Raw genomic sequence first — 19,818 nt, 5'->3', positions numbered from 1 at the left:
ATGAAACTGTGGATTGCTACCTTACTCGCTGCATTTAGTTTTTCTTTCGGTGTATCTGCCCAAAGCCAATATGACGAAGCCCTAGCCAAAAAATTAGGAGCAGATAATATCGGAATGAAAAAATACGTCATGGCTTTCCTCCTTAGAGGTGACCGAGTGGCAGAATATACCCCAGAACAACGGCAGGAAATCCAAGCCGGTCACATGGCTAACATTGGAAAAATGGCAGAGATGGGAAAACTGGTATTGGCCGGACCTTTCTTCGGAAATGATGACCTACGTGGTATATACATCTTCGATGTGCAAAGCATTGACGAAGCTAAAGCCCTCACCGAAACTGACCCAGCCATCCAAGCCGGTGTACTCAAAATGGACTTGAAAGAGTGGTACGGTTCTGCTGCGCTCATGATGGTAAATGAGATTCATGGGAAGATCGCTAAAGGAAGTGTTCAGTGATCAGCCTTCAATCGCAGTCTTTCTGAACACTGGAAGCTGACCACTACCTACTGGAATCACCTCCCACAAATCTCCTTGTAAGCACAAAAAGTGCACTTTTTCTCGTCCTCCGTCTGGTCAAAAGGAACTTCGGGGTTGAAGATCTCAGCCAATAATCCGCTTAATCCGCTTTCAAACTCGGCGGCAAAATCCCGGTAATCAGAAATTTCCTCTTTGTCCATGACCAAAAATGGACTGAACTGAGGATTGTAGATTTCCTTGATATTGAAAATTCCCGGTTTCAAAGGAAGCTGATTAGCTCGGTGCTCGTATTGATAGAAGTAAGCATAGAGCAAGGTTTGCATGGCCGCCTTGTTTCGCTTGTCATCTTCCCGATCAAAAAGCGAAGCGATCGAACGCACAGTTTTGTTGTCTTTTCCTGTTTTGTAATCCAGCAATCGCACCACGCCGTCTTTGATATCCATTCGGTCGATCACGCCTTTGAGCGCGATTTCTACCCTACCCTGAGAAGTTTCTAAGGGAATTCCAGCTTGGTACTCTTTCTCCAAACCAATCACCCGGAAAGGGCCATTCTTCTGATCGTAACTCAGGATTTCTTTCACATACTTGATAAAAACCTCCCGGGCGATCACCAACTGCCCGCTCAGCTCAAACTCCTCTCCTGCTTCCTTTTTGTAAAACTTGCGAATGGCCTTATCTACCGCTTCGGGCACCTGAGGCAGCAAACGATCAATGGTATGAGAATCAATATCCCGATGGGACTTACCCTCTTCTACTTCATATAGGAACTCCAATGCACTGTGCAAAAGCGTTCCAAACGTCATCGGATCGATCTCCGACACCACTTCCTCCTTTTCCTTCAAACCCGCCACATAGCGGAAATAGAATCTTAAACGACAATCCAAATACATGGAAAGCGCGGAAGCGGAAAAGCTTTTCGCATACGAATCTTCCTCCTCCTTTTTCACATAGCTGGCAAGCCGCTGCAAAATCTCAGGTGTCTTTTCCAAGGTGATCTCCTTACCTGGAGTCAATTGCACGGGAATCATCACGGTCTCAGGTTTGGGGACATGAAGCTCCGCCTGCATCTGCTGCACAAATCGGCTGACTTCATTGGCTTTCCCCTGATCAGCTGCTGTGGTGTAAATCAGGTGAACCTCTTCTGCCCGATGCAAGAGACGGTAAAAAGTATAGGCATAAATCGCGTCATTCTGCTCCTGAACCGGCAAACCAAAAGCTCGGCGAAGGTTAAACGGAATCATCGAATTGATTCCTCCTCCTGGAGGAAAGCTGCCCTCGTTCACATCACAGATGATCACACGGCGAAAGTCCAAGTTTCTCGACTCCAACACGCCCATGATCTGCAGACCCTGAAGCGGTTCTCCTTCGAAAGGCAATTTCAACTCCCTAAAAATCTGCCGAAACAACTTTAGCACAAAGTCCATCTTCAATCCCTTGTCCTGGTTAGTTTGGAAAACTTCCTTCAATCGATTCAGCTGTTTGAAAGCTTGATACAAATAGCTGCGCTGAATGACATCTTCTTTCAGTTCCTGCGCGAGGTATTGGATGATTTCTCCCAAATAATCAAAAAGATCCTGTGGCTCGACCTTTCGGAAAACCAGTTGAAACAAGGTGCCCTCTTTGGCCAAAACTTCTACTGGCACATCCAAGAGATTATCCAGCTTGATCTTTTCTGAGATTTCCTTGGCAAATTCCGAATCCGAGGCTTTCAGGTAAGAAAATGAAAGCAAGTCAATCACCGGCTTGTGGTAAAAGAACACCTGGCCATTTCTCCACTTCGCATAACGCTGCAAGTCCAAGACCGCATCCAAAAAGGCATAAATCGGCGCATTTCGGATGGGATAACCCATGGTCACGTTGAGTTTGGAAATCGTCTCAGGAAGCGTGTGAAGGACCGGAAAAAGCAATTGCTCATCAGGCAGGATAATCACCGTTTCTTCCAAGGCTTCCTCGGTACCCACTTTTTCCAAAAGTTTACCGACCAAGTTGGCCTGATTGGTTTTCAGCGGAATAGCATGGGTATGGATTAATGCGGCTTTTTGACTGATTTCAGCAGGGATTTCCTCCGGGAAAGTTTTTCCCAACACGGGATCTTTTTGGTAATCTCTGAAAAACAAACCCGCTTCCTGGAGTCGATCATGCAAGTAATAGGCATCCACATCCCAGTAAATCTCCGCCCCAAATTCCTTCACAAAATGCTTGATCAGCTTTTCCTCGGTCAGGGTAAAGGCATTAAAACCCACAAAGACTAGGTGCTTCTCAGGCTTTGTGATAAGGTCTGTATTTTCCGCTACCTGCCTGTACAATTGACCGGAATAGGCTAAACTCGCCGTGCGAAGTCTAGCATGAAAGCCCTCATAGAGCTGGGCCAAAATCTGCCAAAATCTCAGGAATCGCTCTTGCTCGGATGCATTCTGCCGTTCAAAAGCCTTCCAAAACTGTGAAATCAACTCTTTTTGCTCCTCAGAGAGGTAACTTAAATCAGATTCAAATTCTTTGATTTCGGCCAGATTGGTGTAAACAGTCTTCGCAGGAGCCAGAAACTGATCTAGGTCGTTGAAGTCTTTCAGGATCAATTCACCCCAGAAATAAAAGCGATCAAAGTCCTCAGGCTCGGTTTGAATCTGACGGTACAGCTCGTACAGTTCAAAGATCAATGACAGCTCATCGGCAGGTGTGTTCCCTGCCAATCGGTAAAACAGTTGCTCGATCGTGATCACCTCCGGCATCCAAACCGGCTCATCGATCAACTCTCCCATGTATCGGGTGAAAAACAAGCCCGCACGTCGGTTGGGAAGCACCACGGTGATTTCCTTCAGGTCTCGACCCGACTCAAGGATCTTTTGGGCGGTTTCTTTCAAAAATGGGTTCATACTTCCAAAATTTCAGTGGGTTCGAGATAGCACAAATAACCTTTGACTGGGAGTTGACTGAGTTTGGCGACCAAGTCCATGTATTCCTTGACTTGGTTTAGATGGCTTTCCCGTTTTTCTCCTGTTTTAAAATCGATGACCAAGGCTTGATCTTTTCCGATCAGGATTCGGTCAGGACGCTTTTGCGCTCCTCCTGGAAGCAAAATTCCCTGTTCAGAAAACGACTGGTAGGCAGGACCAAACCAATCCTGAATCTGATCCAAGGCAAACAGCATTTCTAATTGAACCTTCACTTCCTCAGCCGTGGCCTCATCCCATCGCCCTTCGAAAGTAAACTCACGAAGCAATCGCAAGGCGTCCTCAAAGCTTTGGGAATCGGCCAAGAGTTCGTGGATAATCACACCCAGCTTTCGCTGATTTCTGGCCTGCAGACCGTCCTCGGAAAAGTCCCAGGCATAATTCCGCGTTTTGAGCTTTTCCTTCCAGTCCAAAATCTCCCATCGCAAACCCAAAGGTGCTTTCGGCTTTTGATCTTTTGGAGGGATTTTCCTCCCCCATTCTCCCCAATCGAAGGTCATCAATTCAGAATTCCAACCCTGATCAGATGGATCCGGGATATGAAAACCTGTGGAAAAGAGCGTGTAAAGCACATTACCGGTTTGGTTGAGTTTGACACCTTCTTTGCTTTTGGTAAAGTCCGAAAAGCCCCAAATCACTTCTTCTGCACGGGTAAATGCCACATAGAGCATATTTAGCGAGTCGAGGTAAGCGAGTCGAACTTCGTCTTGGTAATAGTCTGAGAAGTGGGAGTTCTTGAGATCTTTTTGATGCGTAAGGGGAATCACGGTTTCCAAATTTCCCAACTGATACGGCGCCCAAATCACCGGAGCTTGCTGTCCGCTTGCAACGATTTTCCAGTCCAAAAACGGCATAATCACCACTTTGTACTGCAAGCCCTTAGACTTGTGAATGGTCAGGATGCGCATGGCATCGTGATCCTCGGGGATTTTCACTGTTCGCTTGCCCTTATTGAGCTCCCACCAATCCAGGAAACCCATCAGATCGGCTCGATTCTTTTTCACGAAATCAAATACCGCCTCCTTGAATCCGGAGACATACGCCAAGTCCTGCTGCTTTTCGGTCAAACCCAAAAAGGCCAAGCCTTCCTCCATCAGTTCCACCAAAGGAAGCTGAAGAAGCCTGTTTTCCATCGAAAGCAGTTGAGTCTCCTTTTCCATCAGTGCATTTGGCAGGCTATGCTGATAAAAAAGCGAATGGCTGAGTTCGACCTCATAAAGCAGGGCGTAATAATGCCAAAGCGTCTTCAGGGCGACTTTATCCGAAGGATTATTGAGGTAGGTGAAAAAAGCCAAAAGGCATTTGACCGCAATAGATTTGTCGATAAAAAGAGATTCCTCTGAAAGCACATCAAAGCGATACCCCGAATCAGGATTTTCCCGATGGTAATTCATCAGGTAATCGGCAATTTCAGCTCCCTGAGCATTTTTTCGCACCAAAAAAGCAATGTCGCTTAATCCATAGCCCTGATCCTGCAGCTGCATCACCAAGCCGGGCAGTTTGGCCAAAACGGTTTCGTCCGCTTCATCTTCCTCAGTTTCCTCTTCCTCAGAAGAGCTTCGAGAATTGCTCTTTTCGGTAAATTCTAAATGAATTTTTCCCTGAAACTCCAGGTCTTTTTTCTTCTGAGGCACCTTCTGTGCGACTTCAAGAAAGGCATCATTCAGCAGATTTTGAGAATCCACTGCGAAATAGTCCTGCATACCGGATTGCATCAAGGCCGGCAATTGCTCAAAAAGTGCATTATTGAACTCGATGATTCCTGGAAGGCTTCGGAAGTTGGTGTCCAAGTTTTTCACCTCGATCAAATCCTCTCGGATCTGCCGTTGAACTTCATTCAAAAGCAGCTCCAGTTTGCCTCCTCGCCAGCGGTAAATGGACTGCTTTACATCGCCCACGAGCAGGTTGGTATTTCCTGAAGCCAAAGAGTTTTCCAGCAAAGGCCGAAAGCTTGACCACTGAAAATCGGAGGTATCCTGAAACTCATCGATGAGGAAGTGGCGGTACTGATTGCCGATTTTCTCATAGATAAAAGGCGCCTCGTTACCTTCCGTAATTTGTTTGAGAAAATCATTGACATCCGAAATCAAGAGAATACTCTCCTCGTCTTTCAGGTCCCGAAGCTCCAAAATCAAGTCTCGGAATACCCCAAAAGCATTCAGATTTCGCTGAAGAGCGGAGAGCGTATTCCAGTGAAGGACTTTTTCCGGCCAAGAAAAAAGAATGTCAATCAAACCGCCTTCAGCTGCAGAAATGATGTTGGCGGCATTTTTTGCTCCTTTGGAAAACCAATTAGTAGAATCCGGCAAATCCCGAAGCATCACTTCTGTGAGTTCGGGAAAAGGAAATTTTGGATCTCCCAATCGGGAAAATCGCAACGCAAAACTTCTCGATCCTCCTTTAAAATCCGTCCACTCCAAGCCAAACTGAGCCCGAATCGACTCCGATTTTACTTTCATTTCTTCTGCCTCGGCGATCAGTTTTCGACGCTCAGTATGCAATTGTTTTCGGAATTCTCCCAAAAACCCTTCCTGAGCCACACTTTCCTGAAAGAGTGATCGAAAGGCCTTAAACCGCTCCTGAAAAATCTCCCGACCCAAACCTTTGATGCCGTTTCGGATATCCCAGGTTTTTCCATCTTCGATCTGTTCCTCGGCATAGCCAATCAGCCATGCCCGAAGATTTTTATCCTGAGCCACCTTCTCCACGATCCGATCTACCAACCTCTCCAATACCGCATCGGTATCCATCTCCAAGTCAAACTTGGCCTGCAGGTCCATTTCCCTGGCAAAAGATCGAATCACTTTCTGGAAAAAAGAGTCAATCGTACTGACCGAAAAATACCCATACCCATGAAGAATACTCAAAAGCGTCTCTCGGGCCCTGCTTTGAAGTTGCTTTTCATCCAACTTTAGATATTTCATCAACTCCTCATCCAAAAATTCCCCCTGTTTCACCCCATGACTCAGTCGCTCAAGGACTTCCAAAATCCGCTCCTTCATTTCCGCCGTAGCCTTATTGGTGAAGGTCACAGCCAGAATCTGCTTAAAGCCTGACCTTGGATTTTGCAGGGCCAACTTGAGGTATTCCAGCGTGAGCGTGTAGGTCTTACCCGAGCCTGCTGAGGATTTGTAGATGATGAAGGGTTTCTGGTTCATGTGTCAAAAAGTAACAGGTCGAAGATAGGAAAGCAGGACCTTTTTCCTACAGCCAAAAAATCACTTTGACGATTATTGTCAGGAATCGACTAAGTAAAACCAATTGGAATTCCATGGCATTTTGGTCATTTTCAACCCCTCGAAACTGATAAACCCATGAAGAAATACCTGATTCTAGTGCTCTTGCTGATTTTTTCGTTGCCAAATTTTGCAAAAGACGGCTACGAACTTTGGCTCGACTACCGACCGATCGAAAATTCAATTATGCGTTCGGAAGCAGATCGGCTTTTCTCAGGGATCTTCTTTTTTGGGAAAAATCCCACCTATGAGGCTATCCAAAAAGAGCTTCAGCTCGCTGCTCCCAAAATGACCGGAAAAGCGCCTATTTTCTCCACCGAGCGACTGAACCAAACCCAAGTTTGGCTGGGAACAAGGGAGGAACTGGCACAGGTTTTTGGACTTCAGGATCAGGTCACGATCCGAAATCTGGGGGAGGATGGCTACTGGATGGGGCCGGTGGTTTTTCAGGGAAAAACCTACTTTACGATTGTGGGCAATCGGCCTGTAGGTGTACTTTATGGATTTTTTGACTGGCTCAAAAGCCTGCAAAGCGGAAGTTTTGACTCGAATAAAGTAAAAATGGAAAGCCCGAAAATCCAGCTTCGAATACTCAACCATTGGGACAACTTGGACCGGACGGTAGAGCGAGGCTATGCAGGCTTTTCGATTTGGGACTGGCACCGCCTTCCGGGCTACATCGACCCAAGATACATTGACTATGCCCGCGCCAATGCGAGTATCGGCATCAATGCGGTTTCCTTAACCAATGTGAATGCTAATGCTCGGATTTTGACCACGGACTTTATGAAGAAGGCCAAAGTGCTGGCCGATATCTTCCGACCCTATGGCATCAAAGTTTTTCTAACGGCCCGTTTCTCCGCACCAATCGAAATCGGAGGGCTCAAAACCGCCGATCCACTCGATCCAGAGGTGATTGCTTTTTGGAAAAAGAAGACCGACGAAATGTATCAGCACATTCCCGACTTTGGGGGATACCTCGTCAAGGCAAATTCCGAAGGACAGCCCGGGCCACATGAATATCAGCGGACGCATGCCGAAGGTGCCAATATGCTTGCCGATGCTTTGGCCCCACATGGCGGAGTGGTAATCTGGAGGGCTTTTGTTTATTCTCACGAAATCGACGAAGACCGCCACAAGCAAGCCAACCTAGAATTTGTGCCGCTAGATGGAAAATTTCGTGAGAATGTAATCATTCAAGTCAAAAATGGGGCGATTGACTTCCAGCCAAGAGAACCTTTCCACCCACTTTTTGGGGCAGTAAAGCAAACCAATCTGGGAGTTGAGTTTCAAATCACGCAAGAATACCTCGGTCAGGCCACCCAACTCGTTTACCTTTCCCCGATGTGGGAAGAAGTGCTGCGAAGCAAAACCTTCCGTCCTACACCAAACTCTACCGTGGCTGGAATTGTGGACGGTTCGGACTCCGGTCAAAAACTCACCCTCATGGCCGGCGTGTCCAATATCGGCACGGACCGCAATTGGACGGGGCATCTCTTTGGCCAAGCCAACTGGTATGCTTTTGGGCGATTGGCTTGGGATCCATACTTGAATTCGGAGCAGATCGCTGAGGAATGGACCAAGCTAACCTTTGGTCAAAATCCCGAAAATCTGACTAAAATCAAGGGAATCATGCTCGATTCCCACGAAGCAGCTGTTACCTACATGACTCCGCTTGGCTTGCATCACATCATGGGTTGGGATCATCACTACGGCCCGGGACCTTGGGTGACCGGGGGAAGAGCGGATTGGACTGCACTATATTATCACCGTGCGGATAGTTTGGGAATTGGTTTTGACCGCACTTTTACGGGAAGCAAAGCTTTGGAACAATACGCTCCGGAGATCATCCAGGCTTGGTCCGACTCGGAACAGATTCCTGAGAAATACCTGCTTTGGTTTCATCACCTGCCTTGGGACTACACCATGAAATCTGGAAAAACACTTTGGGAGGAAATCGGGCTTCACTACGATCAAGGCGTAAAAAGTGCCCGAAAAATGAAAAGCACTTGGGAAAGCCTCAATGGTGCGATCGATCCAGAGCAATTTTCCCATGTGAGTCAACTTCTTGGAATCCAAGTCCAAGAAGCCGAATGGTGGAGAAATGCCTGTTTGCTGTATTTTCAATCCATATCCAAAAGACCATTTCCAAGCGAAATCGAACAGCCCGAGGGAGATCTGGAGTATTACAAAAGCCTGAGATTTCCCACTGCGCCGGGGATTCGGCCGAGGTGGTAAAAGAAAAAATCCTGCTTCCGGAGAAGCAGGATAACAGGTCTGATGTTATGTATTTCAGCCGAAGGCTGTATTTCTATGTATTTCAACCGTATTTCTAAGCTAAACATCAATTGAAACCTTCGAGGTATTGAAAACCTCAAAGGTTTAATGCTTCCCAAAGTATCTCCACCGGATGCTTGGCTTTGCGACCCGTACCATCGGCAATTTGATGTCGGCAAGAGGTACCCGGTGCAGCGATGACTGTATCTGCCTCGGCCTTTCTCACTGCTGGAAATAACACCAACTCCCCTACCTGTTGGGACAATTCAAAGTGCTCTGCCTCATAACCAAAGCTTCCAGCCATTCCGCAGCAACCACTTGGGATCGTTTCCACCGTGTAGTTGGCAGGAAGTGAAAGTATTTTTTGCGTCCAAGTCAAGGAGGAAAGCGCCTTCTGATGGCAATGCCCATGCAGCTTGATCTTTTGGGATTTGGAGGTGAAAGACTCAGCTTTAATATTTCCGGCAGCTACTTCCTGTCCGAGAAACTCGTCGATCAACTTGACATGAAACTTGAGTTTCTTTGCCGCAGGCACCAATTCAGAGCTTACAATCCTTGGATATTCATCCCGGAAACTCAAAATCGCGGAAGGCTCCAAACCAATCAATGGGGTATTTCCATCAATCAATTTTTCGAACGTGCGGACGTTGGCTTCTGCATGATTTTTGGCTTTCTGCAACAATCCTTTTGAAAGTGCCGATCGCCCGCTTTCCTGGTGATCTACGATTTTCACTTCATAGCCGAGTTTCTTCAATAGAGAAATTGCCTTGATACCGATTTGGGTATCGTTATGGTTAGTGAATTCATCGACGAAGAAGTACACCGATTTGATCATTTTTGCAGGTCCGGGCAAAGACGCGTAGTTCTTTTTGTACCACTTTCTCAGACTGATCGGGCTGATTTCAGGCAGATTTCGGCTTGGCGCTACGTTCAAGATGGATTTCATCAGCCCACCAGTCAGGGAATTACTGAGAAAGAAATTAGCGATTCCGGGAACTTTCGCTCCCAATTCATTCAGTTCATTGATGTAGGCAAAAGCCTTGGAGCGAAGGGGAACGCCATTGGTCTTCTGATATTGATAAAGAAATTCTGCCTTCATGCTCGCCATGTCTACGCCTGAGGGACACTCCGCCGTACAGCCTTTGCAACTCAAGCATAGATCCAGCGCTTCTTTAATCTCGGGATGGTCAAAAGCATTTTCGGTTTTATCCAAAGTCAGAAACTCCCTCAGCGTATTAGCTCGACCACGGACGGTATCCCGCTCGTTACGAGTCGCCATAAAGCTCGGACACATCGTCCCGCCCGAACCCGGAAGCTTGCGGCAGTCACCCGAACCGTTACATTTCTCCGCCAAGCGAAGAATGCCTCCATCGGCAGAATAATCAAAGACCGTTTGGTGCTCGGGAGTGACCATTCCCGGTTCGTAGCGAAGAAACTTGTTCATCGGAGCAGCATCCACGATTTTACCGGGATTGAAGATATTTTTCGGATCCCAGGTGTATTTGATCCTTCGGAAAAGTTCGTAGTTCTTTTCCCCAACCATCAAGGGAATAAAAGCCGCTCGCACTCGTCCGTCTCCATGCTCCCCGGAAAGTGAACCCTGGTATTTCTTCACCAACTTTGCCGAAGCCAAGGAAATCTGATAAAACTCCTCCACATCCTCGGCTTTTTTCAAATCCAAAATCGGACGCATGTGGATCTCTCCTGCCCCTGCGTGCGCATAGTGTACCGGGTTTTGGTTGAAACCTTTCAAAATCTCATCCAACTCGTCGATGTAATCTGCCAAATCCTCGATATCCACCGCAGTATCTTCAATACAGGCTACGGCTTTGCGATCTCCTGGAATATTTCCCAAAAGGCCCAAACCCGCTGCACGAAGTGACCAAGCAGAGGCCACGCGGGCGGGCTCGATGATCGGGTAGGCATAGCCATAGCCTCCTGCTTTCAGGTCGGCTACAAGCGCCTCACCTTTGGCCATGGCCTCTTCCAGTGTTTTTCCCCGAAACTCGATCATCAAAATCGCCTTAGGATCGCCCTCGACGAAGTAACGGTTTTTGGAATATTCAATACTTTCCTTGGTGCAGTCCAGGATGATTTTATCCATCAGTTCCACCGCAGTCGCCGGATGCTTCATGGCGACCTGAGCGGATTTCATGCTTTCGTGGATGCTTTCAAAATGTGCTGCCACGACGATTTCCACCGGGTCAGGAAGCGGATCGAGGCTGATTTTGATTTCGGTGGTGAAGGCCAAAGTTCCCTCCGAACCCGCCAACAGCTTACAGAAATTGAATTTTTCTTTGCCTTCGAAAAGCTCCGCTTTCAGCAATTCATCCACTGCATAGCCGGTATTCCGGCGATGGATGGACTTTTTGGGGAATTGGGCATGGATTTCCTCCCGTATTTCAGGATTATTGAGTTCGTCAAAAGCCTGTCTGTAAAGCTTTCCTTCCAAGTCTTTTTGTCCACACTTCCGGTCAAAATCGTCTTGGGAGATCTCTCCAAAAACGACCTTTTTTCCATCGCTGAGAATGGTATTCAGGGAAATTACTTTATCCCGAGTCACTCCATAGACGATGGAAGTCGTGCCGGAAGAATTATTCCCAACCATCCCTCCGATCATCGCCCGGTTGGCAGTGGAAGTGATGGGGCTGAAAAATAGACCGTGTGGCTTGAGGTAACGGTTCAATTCATCCCGAACGACCCCGGGCTGCACGCGAACCCAGCGTTCTTCTTTGTTGAATTCAAGGATTTGGGTGAAATGCTTGGAGACATCGACGACTATGCCGTTTCCCACGCATTGTCCGGCGAGGGAAGTACCTGCAGTCCGGGGAATCAACGACGTGCCGTGCTCGGTAGCAAAGTGAATGAGTTTTTGGATATCCGACTCGGACTTGGGAAAAGCGACTGCCAAAGGCATCTCTCGATAGACAGATGCATCGGTGGCGTACAGGGTCCGGATGAGTCGGTCAAACTGCAAACTACCCTCCAGTTGGGTGGCCAGTTTTTCTAAATGAGGTACTAGGTTAGGTTGGTTTGAAAGCATGGTCAAAAATAGCTTTCTGGATAGATTAAAGAAATGAAATGATCAATTATCCATGAACAAACTCAATGGTCAATTATCAATGACCAAACTCAATGATCAAGTATGCCAAACCCTTGATAATTGATCATTGAAAATTGAGTTTGAAAATTCCATCCTTCCCGCTTTTCTTTGTCCAAAACCTAAGTCCTAATGTTCTTCTACCTTTCCCAGTTTTTGAGTTTTTTGGCGATGCCGCTTACTATTGTATTGATCCTGATTCTATCAGGGACAATTTTTATAAAGAGAAAATGGGGTAAAAAGTTGCTGTGGGCAGGTGTTGGACTTCTACTCTTTTTCACCAATCCTTTCCTTTCCAATTTAGCTTTATTGGCTTGGGAGCCTGATTTCAAGTCTTTCGAAGAAATAGAAAATCACGAAATCGGCATTGTCCTCACCGGAGTTACCAACCTGAGCAAAACTGCCTATGACCGCACCTTTTTCAACAAAGGAGCAGACAGGATCACCCATGCCCTACAACTTTACCGTATGGGCAAAATCAAAAAGATCCTGATCACAGGAGGCACGGGCCTGAATCCCGTCAATCCTCAATCCGAAGCGGAAATATTGCAGCGGTTTTTACTGATGACCGGTGTACCCGAATCGGACATTCTGATAGAGGATCAGAGTAAAAACACGGCCCAAAATGCACAGTTTACCCGTGATTTTTTGGAGAAAAACGGAATCTCCACTTCTCAGGAATTTGTGCTGATCACCTCTGCTTTTCACATGACTCGAGCAAAAGGCTGCTTTGATAAAGTGGGGCTGAATACAGTAACTTTTCCCGTGGATTATTATTCCCACGATGTCAAATACGATATTCCTGCCTTGATTTTCCCCGATGCGGATTCCATTTCCTATTGGCACAAGCTAGTCAAAGAGTGGATCGGAATTTTGATTTACAACCTAGTGGGGTATATGTAAAATTCTTCAGACCTGGCAGGTCTTTCTAGTAGCACCATACTACACCAAAAGCGTAGCCTGAATCGAATCCCTAAGCTTGGGTTCTACCTTTACCTCCTCCGCAAATTCATTCCATCGCTTCACCGCTTTTCTGACCCGATCGATCTTCTCCTCCGGCTTTTTGATATTCATCTTCCGGGCAACTTCCAAAAAATCATCGTCAGTGATTCCTTCTCTTTTTCCATTGACTTGAAGGGATTGGCTGCTGACCCACAAGCTTCCCGGTCGATAGGCATGGCAAATGTCATAAGCGGGTGAAAGGGTCCACTTTCCGCTCTGATCCATCAGGAAAGCAAAGTTTTTGGTATGATCGTCACAATTGCGCGCAAGCACATTGAAGACCATTCTGATGAACATCTGTTCTGCTTCCGGGTACGACAATCTCAGCATCCGCATCGTCTCAAACACTTGTTCGTAGCTATACACTCCCACTTGATTGAAATCAAAATGACGCATTCCGCAGAGACTTTGCATGTGGATTTTGTCACCGGCATCCGTACGGTCAAAGCGCTTGGTCATAAAGTGCGCCCGGCCATTCTCCTCCAAAATCCGGGATTCATTCATTTCAATTCCTGCCTCAAGTGCCATCAGGTAATAGGCCATTTCCACCCGGCCGTAGCCTAACGATGCCCCAAATTGACTGTCCATGACCCCGTCAAACTTGATCAGCCAGTAAGAAAAACCCGCAGGAGCTTTGACCTGACCGCTTTTTACTTCTCCGGTTTCGGGGTTAAAAGCGATCACTGCCTTAGCCCGAGCACCCCCTGCGGAAGTTCCGATTTTCAGGATATCAGCCAAGGCAGATTCTTCTTCCTTAGATAGATCGGTTTGGAAGCTTTCCCGAGTGTTGAGGATTTTATTGGCAATCGCTACCAAACTGTCCAGCTCCAAAGTGCTTGAAGTGCCGATCTCGGAACGGAGCGAAGGCTTGATCTCAAGTGCTCCCACCCCACGCTTCCCGATAAAACAAAGCAACTCCACAGGATTCAAACTGTCCGTGGGGCGGCCATTTTGCACCAGCCAGGTATTGATCAATTGATTGCCGTATTTGTCGGGAAGCATATCGGCTAAAAGTCCCGGAAGGCCTTTGAACGTATCAAAGGCATCATTGCGACCACGGCGAATCTCCGGAAAGGTATACAGTCGTTTCCCTTGTCTCAAAGGCATGGTGACAGGCGCAATATCCCAACCCGAGCGCAGGAAGGCCTGATCAAACTCAAAGCTTGCCAACTGCTGCGCCTCATCCCATAGGATCGCTCCAGCCAGCCGATCCCAAAGCCAAACTTCTGCTGCGACTACCATTCTGAAGGGGGAGGCTCAGCTGCTATATCCATTTTACGAACTCGCTGCCGCTGATATTTCTTTTGGAACTTGATGTACTCTAAAGGGCTGATCTGCTGACGCACCTCAAAAGCCTCCAACAGCTGCAGCTCGTCCAAAACACGAAGCGCCTGAATCAAGGTGAGCAAATGCACCTTTTCGCCTCGCTCCAGCAAGCTGAGTGTAGATCGGCTCATCCCCGCCTCCGTGGCCAGCTCGTCCTGAGTCTTATTGAGGGCCATCCGCTTCTTTTTGATGAAGTCCCCAATCATCCGGAGAATAGCCATATCTGAAAGCTGTGCGATATCCATGACTTAAAATTCATTCATTAAATCCAAATTTACAAGTTTATGAATGAAAAATAAATCAAAAATAAGAATAAAGATGATAGACGTAAGACGCTAGAAATTAGAATCAAGACTTGCCGATATCCAATATTAATCAATACATGAATTATCATTCACTATGATTAACAAAATGAATTAAAGAATGAAATTTCATTCATTAAAAATAGAGTTAAGCTATTTATTGACCCAAAAGTCTAACGTCTTATGTCTTGATTCTTGTGTCTTGGCTCTAGCTACTTGATACCAGATACACGACACTAAAATCTTCTGCTCCACTTCCACTCCCAGTTCCAGCCTTTCTCCTCCAGCAAAATCGGATGATAGGCCATCGCAGCCTTTGCCGTAGGCGCATCAAAAAATCGCTGGTCATCAGTCAAAATCGCCATTTGATTCCCTTCTTGGTCGGTTCGGATCAAATCCATCACCGCAGAAGGAATTTCTTTTGAAAAACCACTATCTGACTTCAGAAGTTGATTTTTCAAACTCCAGTGCAGCTCAAAACCAGGCACTTTCACTTCGGGGGGAGGGATTTCTCGGACTTTACTTTGCACTTTCACCCAAGCCAAAAACTCTCTCAGTAAGTCCAAACCCGGATTGGCAAGCTGACCTGGGCGGAAGTCCTCCGGTTCGATGGAAGAAATCACATGAAGCATTTTCCTTGCCCGAGTGATCGCCACATTCAGCCGGTTTTCAGCACCCGACTTGCTTAAGAGACCAAAATTAGTCACTAGCTTTCCCTCCCGATTGGGCGCATAGCCCAAAGACAAAATCACCTGATCGAATTCATCTCCCTGCCCATTTTCGATATTGCGGACTTTAATCGAAGCATCTTGAAAGCCAGCTTTCCATAATTCTTCCCGAATCAACTCCATCTGGAAATAATTACCTGTAACAATCCCGATGGAGTCCTGAGGAGCTTCTTTTCGAATAAGCTCAACTCGATTCAAGACGGCATCGGCTTCCATTCGATTGATCTGATTTTCCCAGATTCCTTCGTTTTTTTCCCAGGAAAAGGGAGTTTTGCTCACCTTGACTGTCTCGTAATCCGGCAAAGTTTCCAGTCGATTTCCATAAAAATGGAAATTGGAAAAGTGAATCAATCCTGGATCAGCAGATCTGTAATGTCCTCTCAATTGCAGATTTTCAAAGAAATGAGCTGCCAACTCCAATAAAGACTCGGCTTCATATTCCATGCCCTCTTCCTCACTTTCCCATTTCACCTGATAAAAATCCGAAGGTCGAAGTTGCTTGGAGTCTCCGGCGACAACGACCTGCTTTCCTCTCAGCATCGCAGGGAAACCACGTTCCACAGGACATTGAGAAGCCTCGTCGAAAATAACCAAATCAAACACCTGATCCGTCGGAAAAACCGCTGAGACCGTCTCCGGACTGCCCAACCAGCAGGGAAGAACCCGAAAAACCTCTTCGCCTAATTCGGCAATCAGCTTACGGATGGGCCATTTTTGGCGCTTTTTGCTCACTTGATGAAGCAAATCCCGATAGGTCAGCCGATTGCCCAAGCGGTTGTATTCCAAATGCTCGGCCACTTGCTCACGAAGCCGAAGCAAAGCTAAATGGCTGGCATTTTTTCGCTTTTCGAGAATTGCAGTTTTGAGTTCGACCATTTCATGACTGAGACGCAGGGAACCCAATTCACACATGACCGGATGCTGCCGCTCGATCTCCCCGATCCATGCCAGTCTCCAACCATTCCAAAAAGCTTCAATAAGTTGATCCAGATTTAATTCGAAAAAATCCTCTACTAACCGCTCACCTAAATCCCGGAATTTCCATCCCTCTAAAAACTGATCAAATCCTTTCAATTCGGCAAAAACGGAGGGCCAGTTCAGCGGATTTTCTGGAAAAACGGCTTCCAAACCCTTTTCCATCAGTTCTAAAAACTGCGCTTCATTTAACCAAAGTCGAGACGAAACCAAGTGGGAGAACAAGTCTTCAGACCAAATTCGAATCTGATCCAATGCAGCCCCAAACTCTGAATAGGAAAGCTTTTTCCAATCCAATAATTCTTGAATTTCCGGAACTGCCTCCCAATACGATTTCCAAGTTAAAAGCTGATCCACCTCAATTAAATCTTCGGCAAATTGTCCGCTTAACTCGACATAAGTAGAAACTGGTAATCCTTCCAATTGTGCTTGAAGGTGGAGTTTTGATTGACATTCCAGCTGAAGATCAAGCAGATTTTGGGTAGTAAAAGCTAAGCCATTTTGGCTCAGAGTCTGAAAAGCCAAGGGAAATTTGGCCTTTGAAAATTTGGCCTGAAGCTTTCCAAAAAAGCTTTGTGAAAGCGGAATCAAAGCTTCCAATTCCTTGCTCAAGCTTTCCAAATCCGAACCCAATTCAAACTTCCAGCTTTGAGATGTCTCGATAGCCTGAATCAGAAACTTTCGGATCTTGGTCAGCGCTTTTTGTTCCTTGGGTTGAAAAATGAAGTTGATATCTTTCTCAGGATTGGAAACCTTCGAAATTGAAAATTGAAGCTTTTTAACTTTTTCCAAATAAACCCGATCAGACCAAATAGCTTTCAAAAACGGCTTTGAATTCTCACCATAAAGGAATTGGGGAAGCTGCTTTCGATGATTTTCCAAATCAATTAAAGACGCAGAAATCTGTGCGAAATCCGAGGGCTGAATCCCAGAAAATGATACTCGCTTTTCCCAAAAGCTTCCCAAAAACCTGTTCTGATACCCTGAAAAAATCCTTAAATCCTGTTCAAATCCTTTTGCATGCTCAACATCCAACTGGATCAATTTGGGGTTGGAGAAAGCAGGTTGATTCAAATTCGCTTGAAGATAAAGGGCTTTTAAAGGAATTCCTGCGAGCTTTTCATCGAAGAGAGCTGTACGCAACTCTTCAAACTTTCCAGAAAGCCTCGAAATGGTTTTAGAAAGCAGACTAAGCTCCCGCTCCAATTGAATTGCATCGATTCCCCGGTTTTGGCTTTGGTACTCCTCCACCGATTCGATCTGGATTTTGATTTTTCCAAAAAGGTTTTTCTGATCTGCTCGAAAATCATGAACCAAGCCCAAAAATTGACCAAAACCCGCTTTCTTCAATCGCTCAAATACCACATCCAAGGCGGCTCGCTTTTGGGAAACCACCAATACCTTTTTGCCACGGGCGATATAATCCGAAACCAGATTGGCAATCAATTGAGACTTTCCCGTCCCAGGAGGGCCTTGGATCACCAAGCTTTTCCCTTGACGAACTTTGATCAACGCACTTTCCTGAGAAGCATCGAGGGGAAAAACGGGAAACAGGTTCTCCTCTCGAATCTGTGTTTCATTTCTCTCCAAAAGAAAAAGATGCTGAAACAGATCCTCCAAGGAACTTTCGGAATGGTCCTGAATCAATTGCTCATAATCAGAAAACAAAAAACTCCCCTTTTGGGCAAATTGGCCTAAAACAGCGTATGGCTTTAGAATGACTTTTCCTTCAGAAAATCGCTCCTGATCGAGTGAAATCTGGGAATTGGGAAAGGGTAGAATCTGATTCTCCAGCAGATTAGATTGAACCTGAATGGCGAAGAATTCTTGAATTAGCTTGACTAAGGCCGTCCGAAATTCAATTGAATCTTTTGGTAGATTTTCCAGGAGTTCATCGGAAAAGGTTTCCGGCATATTCTGCCCAGTGGCATGCCTCCAAGCCAGGAGAAAAGCCGGATTCCACTGCCAATTCTCCTCAGAAACCAAGGTCCAAACTCCATTTTCCTTGTGGAGTTGAACCGGTTTCAAGAGCATGGGACTACGAATCAGCTGACCATTGATCAGCTTTCCTTCAGCAAATAGCCAAGCTAGATACAGACTTTGCTCACCGGTTTCTTCCTGAGTCAATTGATCCCGAAAAGCCATTCGGGAAAGTGCTTTGGACACTTGATTGGCATCCCCTGACCTTGGATCGAGTTCAGGGGACAGCGGGATTTTCTTTTTGTCTTCGATTGACTTTCGAAGAATCTCAAAGGCGGGATCTCCGGTCAAAAAATCAAACTCCCAAACATCCAACATTCCCATTCCCTCCAATTTCGGCAGGTACAAAGACCTGTTTTTGGCAGACAGATCGGTAAGCCGATTCAGATAGGTTTGGAAGATGGGTTCGGGCATTTATTTAAAAGGCGAGTCTTTTTCTTTGGCCATCTGATTATAGACAATTCCGTCGAGAATTCCCGGCATCCATTTGTTCAGAAACACGGCCAACCTACCCTTAGACGTCAATACAATATCCCGCTTTCGCTTCAGGGTAGCTTTCAAAATATGCTCTGCAACTTCCTCTGAAGTCATCATCTTGGACTCGTCACGTGGAGATTCGCCTTGAGATGAACCGTCAGCCGTGAGTGCAGAATTCCGGATATTTGAGGAGGTAAAACCAGGCGCAACTACCAAAACATGAACTCCCTTTTTCATGACTTCGGTTCGAAGGGACTCGAAAAAGCCGTTCATCGCATACTTACTTGCCGTGTAAGCCGTGCGGGCAGGAGTGCCTCGATAACCGTTGATGGAGGAAATACCAATGATGGAACCTCTGGATTCCAAAATCGCAGGAAGGCAGAACTTCGTAGCGTAGACCGTTCCCCAAAAATTGGTATCCATGACTTTGCGAAAAACCTCCAAATCCATGTCCTGAAACAGCGCCCTCATGGAAATCCCAGCATTGTTGATCAGGATATCGATTCGACCATAATGAGAAAGCGTTTCGGAAGCCATTCGTTGGTTGTCCGCTTCGGATCCTGCATCCGCAAGGATTGGAAGAACTTCAATATCTTGCGACCGGAGTTTAAGTGCAGTTTGTTCCAGCTTTTGGGGATTGCGTCCTGTGATAACGATTTTGGCACCTTGCCGACCAAATACCTCCGCACAAGCTTCGCCAATTCCCGAGGTAGCACCGGTGATGATGACGACTTTGTCTTTGAAAATCATGGGTAAAATTTCGGGTAAAGATAGGGATTAGAGAGGAATGGTAAATTCATTTTAGAGGATAGAACCATGCTAAAATGACAATGGCCCAATTCACCCTTTTCTGCTACAAGTTCTTAACTTGGTCTGAACCATTTAGAAAATTAAGGTCATTAAGGTCCTTTTAAATCAAACCTTTAAGGTGAATTTTGAAGGTCTTAGTGGTCTATTAAAATTCTTAATTCTCTTAATTACCTCAAT

At 46.2% G+C, this 19,818-nt stretch carries 10 protein-coding genes; 3 read left to right on the top strand and 7 right to left on the bottom strand.

Annotated elements, in window-relative coordinates; translation table 11 throughout:
• On the top strand, window positions 1–456 hold the full coding sequence (locus ACFPIK_RS00360; protein WP_377911046.1) for a YciI family protein: 456 nt from the start codon (window positions 1–3) through the stop codon (window positions 454–456).
• A 56-nt stretch (window positions 457–512) separates the two neighbouring features.
• Here the strand turns inward: ACFPIK_RS00360 and ACFPIK_RS00355 are convergent, their stop codons facing one another.
• Window positions 513–3,350, bottom strand: coding sequence for a PD-(D/E)XK nuclease family protein (locus tag ACFPIK_RS00355; RefSeq protein WP_377911045.1), 2,838 nt, complete (start codon window positions 3,348–3,350; stop codon window positions 513–515).
• Window positions 3,347–6,586, bottom strand: coding sequence for a UvrD-helicase domain-containing protein (locus ACFPIK_RS00350; RefSeq protein WP_377911044.1), 3,240 nt, complete (start codon window positions 6,584–6,586; stop codon window positions 3,347–3,349). The genes ACFPIK_RS00355 and ACFPIK_RS00350 overlap by 4 nt, the downstream gene beginning before the upstream one ends.
• A gap of 156 nt (window positions 6,587–6,742) precedes the next feature.
• On the opposite strand from ACFPIK_RS00350, the gene ACFPIK_RS00345 reads away from it, so the two are divergent.
• A complete protein-coding gene (locus ACFPIK_RS00345) occupies window positions 6,743–8,902 on the top strand; it encodes an alpha-glucuronidase family glycosyl hydrolase (RefSeq protein ID WP_377911043.1) in 2,160 nt (719 codons plus the stop codon).
• 136 nt (window positions 8,903–9,038) lie between these two features.
• Here ACFPIK_RS00345 and ACFPIK_RS00340 read toward each other — a convergent pair whose 3' ends face one another.
• Window positions 9,039–11,984 (bottom strand): FAD-binding and (Fe-S)-binding domain-containing protein, encoded by a 2,946-nt coding sequence (locus ACFPIK_RS00340; protein WP_377911042.1) that lies wholly within the window; start codon window positions 11,982–11,984, stop codon window positions 9,039–9,041.
• Between the two features lie 189 nt (window positions 11,985–12,173).
• On the opposite strand from ACFPIK_RS00340, the gene ACFPIK_RS00335 reads away from it, so the two are divergent.
• Entirely contained in the window at window positions 12,174–12,944 is a 771-nt protein-coding gene (locus ACFPIK_RS00335) for a YdcF family protein (protein WP_377911041.1), read from the top strand.
• 39 nt (window positions 12,945–12,983) lie between these two features.
• On the opposite strand, the gene ACFPIK_RS00330 is transcribed toward ACFPIK_RS00335, so the two are convergent.
• From ACFPIK_RS00330 to ACFPIK_RS00315, 4 genes are all read right to left on the bottom strand, one after another.
• Window positions 12,984–14,285: a type II toxin-antitoxin system HipA family toxin gene (locus tag ACFPIK_RS00330; RefSeq protein ID WP_377911040.1), complete on the bottom strand. Its 1,302-nt coding sequence runs from the start codon at window positions 14,283–14,285 to the stop codon at window positions 12,984–12,986.
• On the bottom strand, window positions 14,279–14,614 hold the full coding sequence (locus tag ACFPIK_RS00325) for a helix-turn-helix domain-containing protein (RefSeq protein WP_377911039.1): 336 nt from the start codon (window positions 14,612–14,614) through the stop codon (window positions 14,279–14,281). The genes ACFPIK_RS00330 and ACFPIK_RS00325 overlap by 7 nt, the downstream gene beginning before the upstream one ends.
• A gap of 293 nt (window positions 14,615–14,907) precedes the next feature.
• Window positions 14,908–18,768, bottom strand: coding sequence for an AAA domain-containing protein (locus tag ACFPIK_RS00320; protein WP_377911038.1), 3,861 nt, complete (start codon window positions 18,766–18,768; stop codon window positions 14,908–14,910).
• Window positions 18,769–19,581: an SDR family oxidoreductase gene (locus ACFPIK_RS00315; RefSeq protein ID WP_377911037.1), complete on the bottom strand. Its 813-nt coding sequence runs from the start codon at window positions 19,579–19,581 to the stop codon at window positions 18,769–18,771.
• Window positions 19,582–19,818 lie beyond the last annotated feature (237 nt).

Source organism: Algoriphagus aquatilis, assembly GCF_042657405.1.
In the GTDB taxonomy this organism is placed as follows: Bacteria; Bacteroidota; Bacteroidia; order Cytophagales; family Cyclobacteriaceae; genus Algoriphagus; species Algoriphagus aquatilis.
Note: the sequence above shows the minus strand (reverse complement) of the source record. Positions and strands in the feature narration are given on the sequence as shown.

What these genes read in the sequence shown, in the direction of transcription:
- ACFPIK_RS00360 (WP_377911046.1), top strand. Translation starts at nt 1, where the DNA reads ATGAAACTGTGGATTGCTACCTTACTCGCTGCATTTAGTTTTTCTTTC.
- ACFPIK_RS00345 (WP_377911043.1), top strand. Translation starts at nt 6,743, where the DNA reads ATGAAGAAATACCTGATTCTAGTGCTCTTGCTGATTTTTTCGTTGCCA.
- ACFPIK_RS00320 (WP_377911038.1), bottom strand. Translation starts at nt 18,768, where the DNA reads ATGCCCGAACCCATCTTCCAAACCTATCTGAATCGGCTTACCGATCTG.
- ACFPIK_RS00315 (WP_377911037.1), bottom strand. Translation starts at nt 19,581, where the DNA reads ATGATTTTCAAAGACAAAGTCGTCATCATCACCGGTGCTACCTCGGGA.
- ACFPIK_RS00330 (WP_377911040.1), bottom strand. Translation starts at nt 14,285, where the DNA reads ATGGTAGTCGCAGCAGAAGTTTGGCTTTGGGATCGGCTGGCTGGAGCG.
- ACFPIK_RS00325 (WP_377911039.1), bottom strand. Translation starts at nt 14,614, where the DNA reads ATGGATATCGCACAGCTTTCAGATATGGCTATTCTCCGGATGATTGGG.
- ACFPIK_RS00340 (WP_377911042.1), bottom strand. Translation starts at nt 11,984, where the DNA reads ATGCTTTCAAACCAACCTAACCTAGTACCTCATTTAGAAAAACTGGCC.
- ACFPIK_RS00355 (WP_377911045.1), bottom strand. Translation starts at nt 3,350, where the DNA reads ATGAACCCATTTTTGAAAGAAACCGCCCAAAAGATCCTTGAGTCGGGT.
- ACFPIK_RS00350 (WP_377911044.1), bottom strand. Translation starts at nt 6,586, where the DNA reads ATGAACCAGAAACCCTTCATCATCTACAAATCCTCAGCAGGCTCGGGT.
- ACFPIK_RS00335 (WP_377911041.1), top strand. Translation starts at nt 12,174, where the DNA reads ATGTTCTTCTACCTTTCCCAGTTTTTGAGTTTTTTGGCGATGCCGCTT.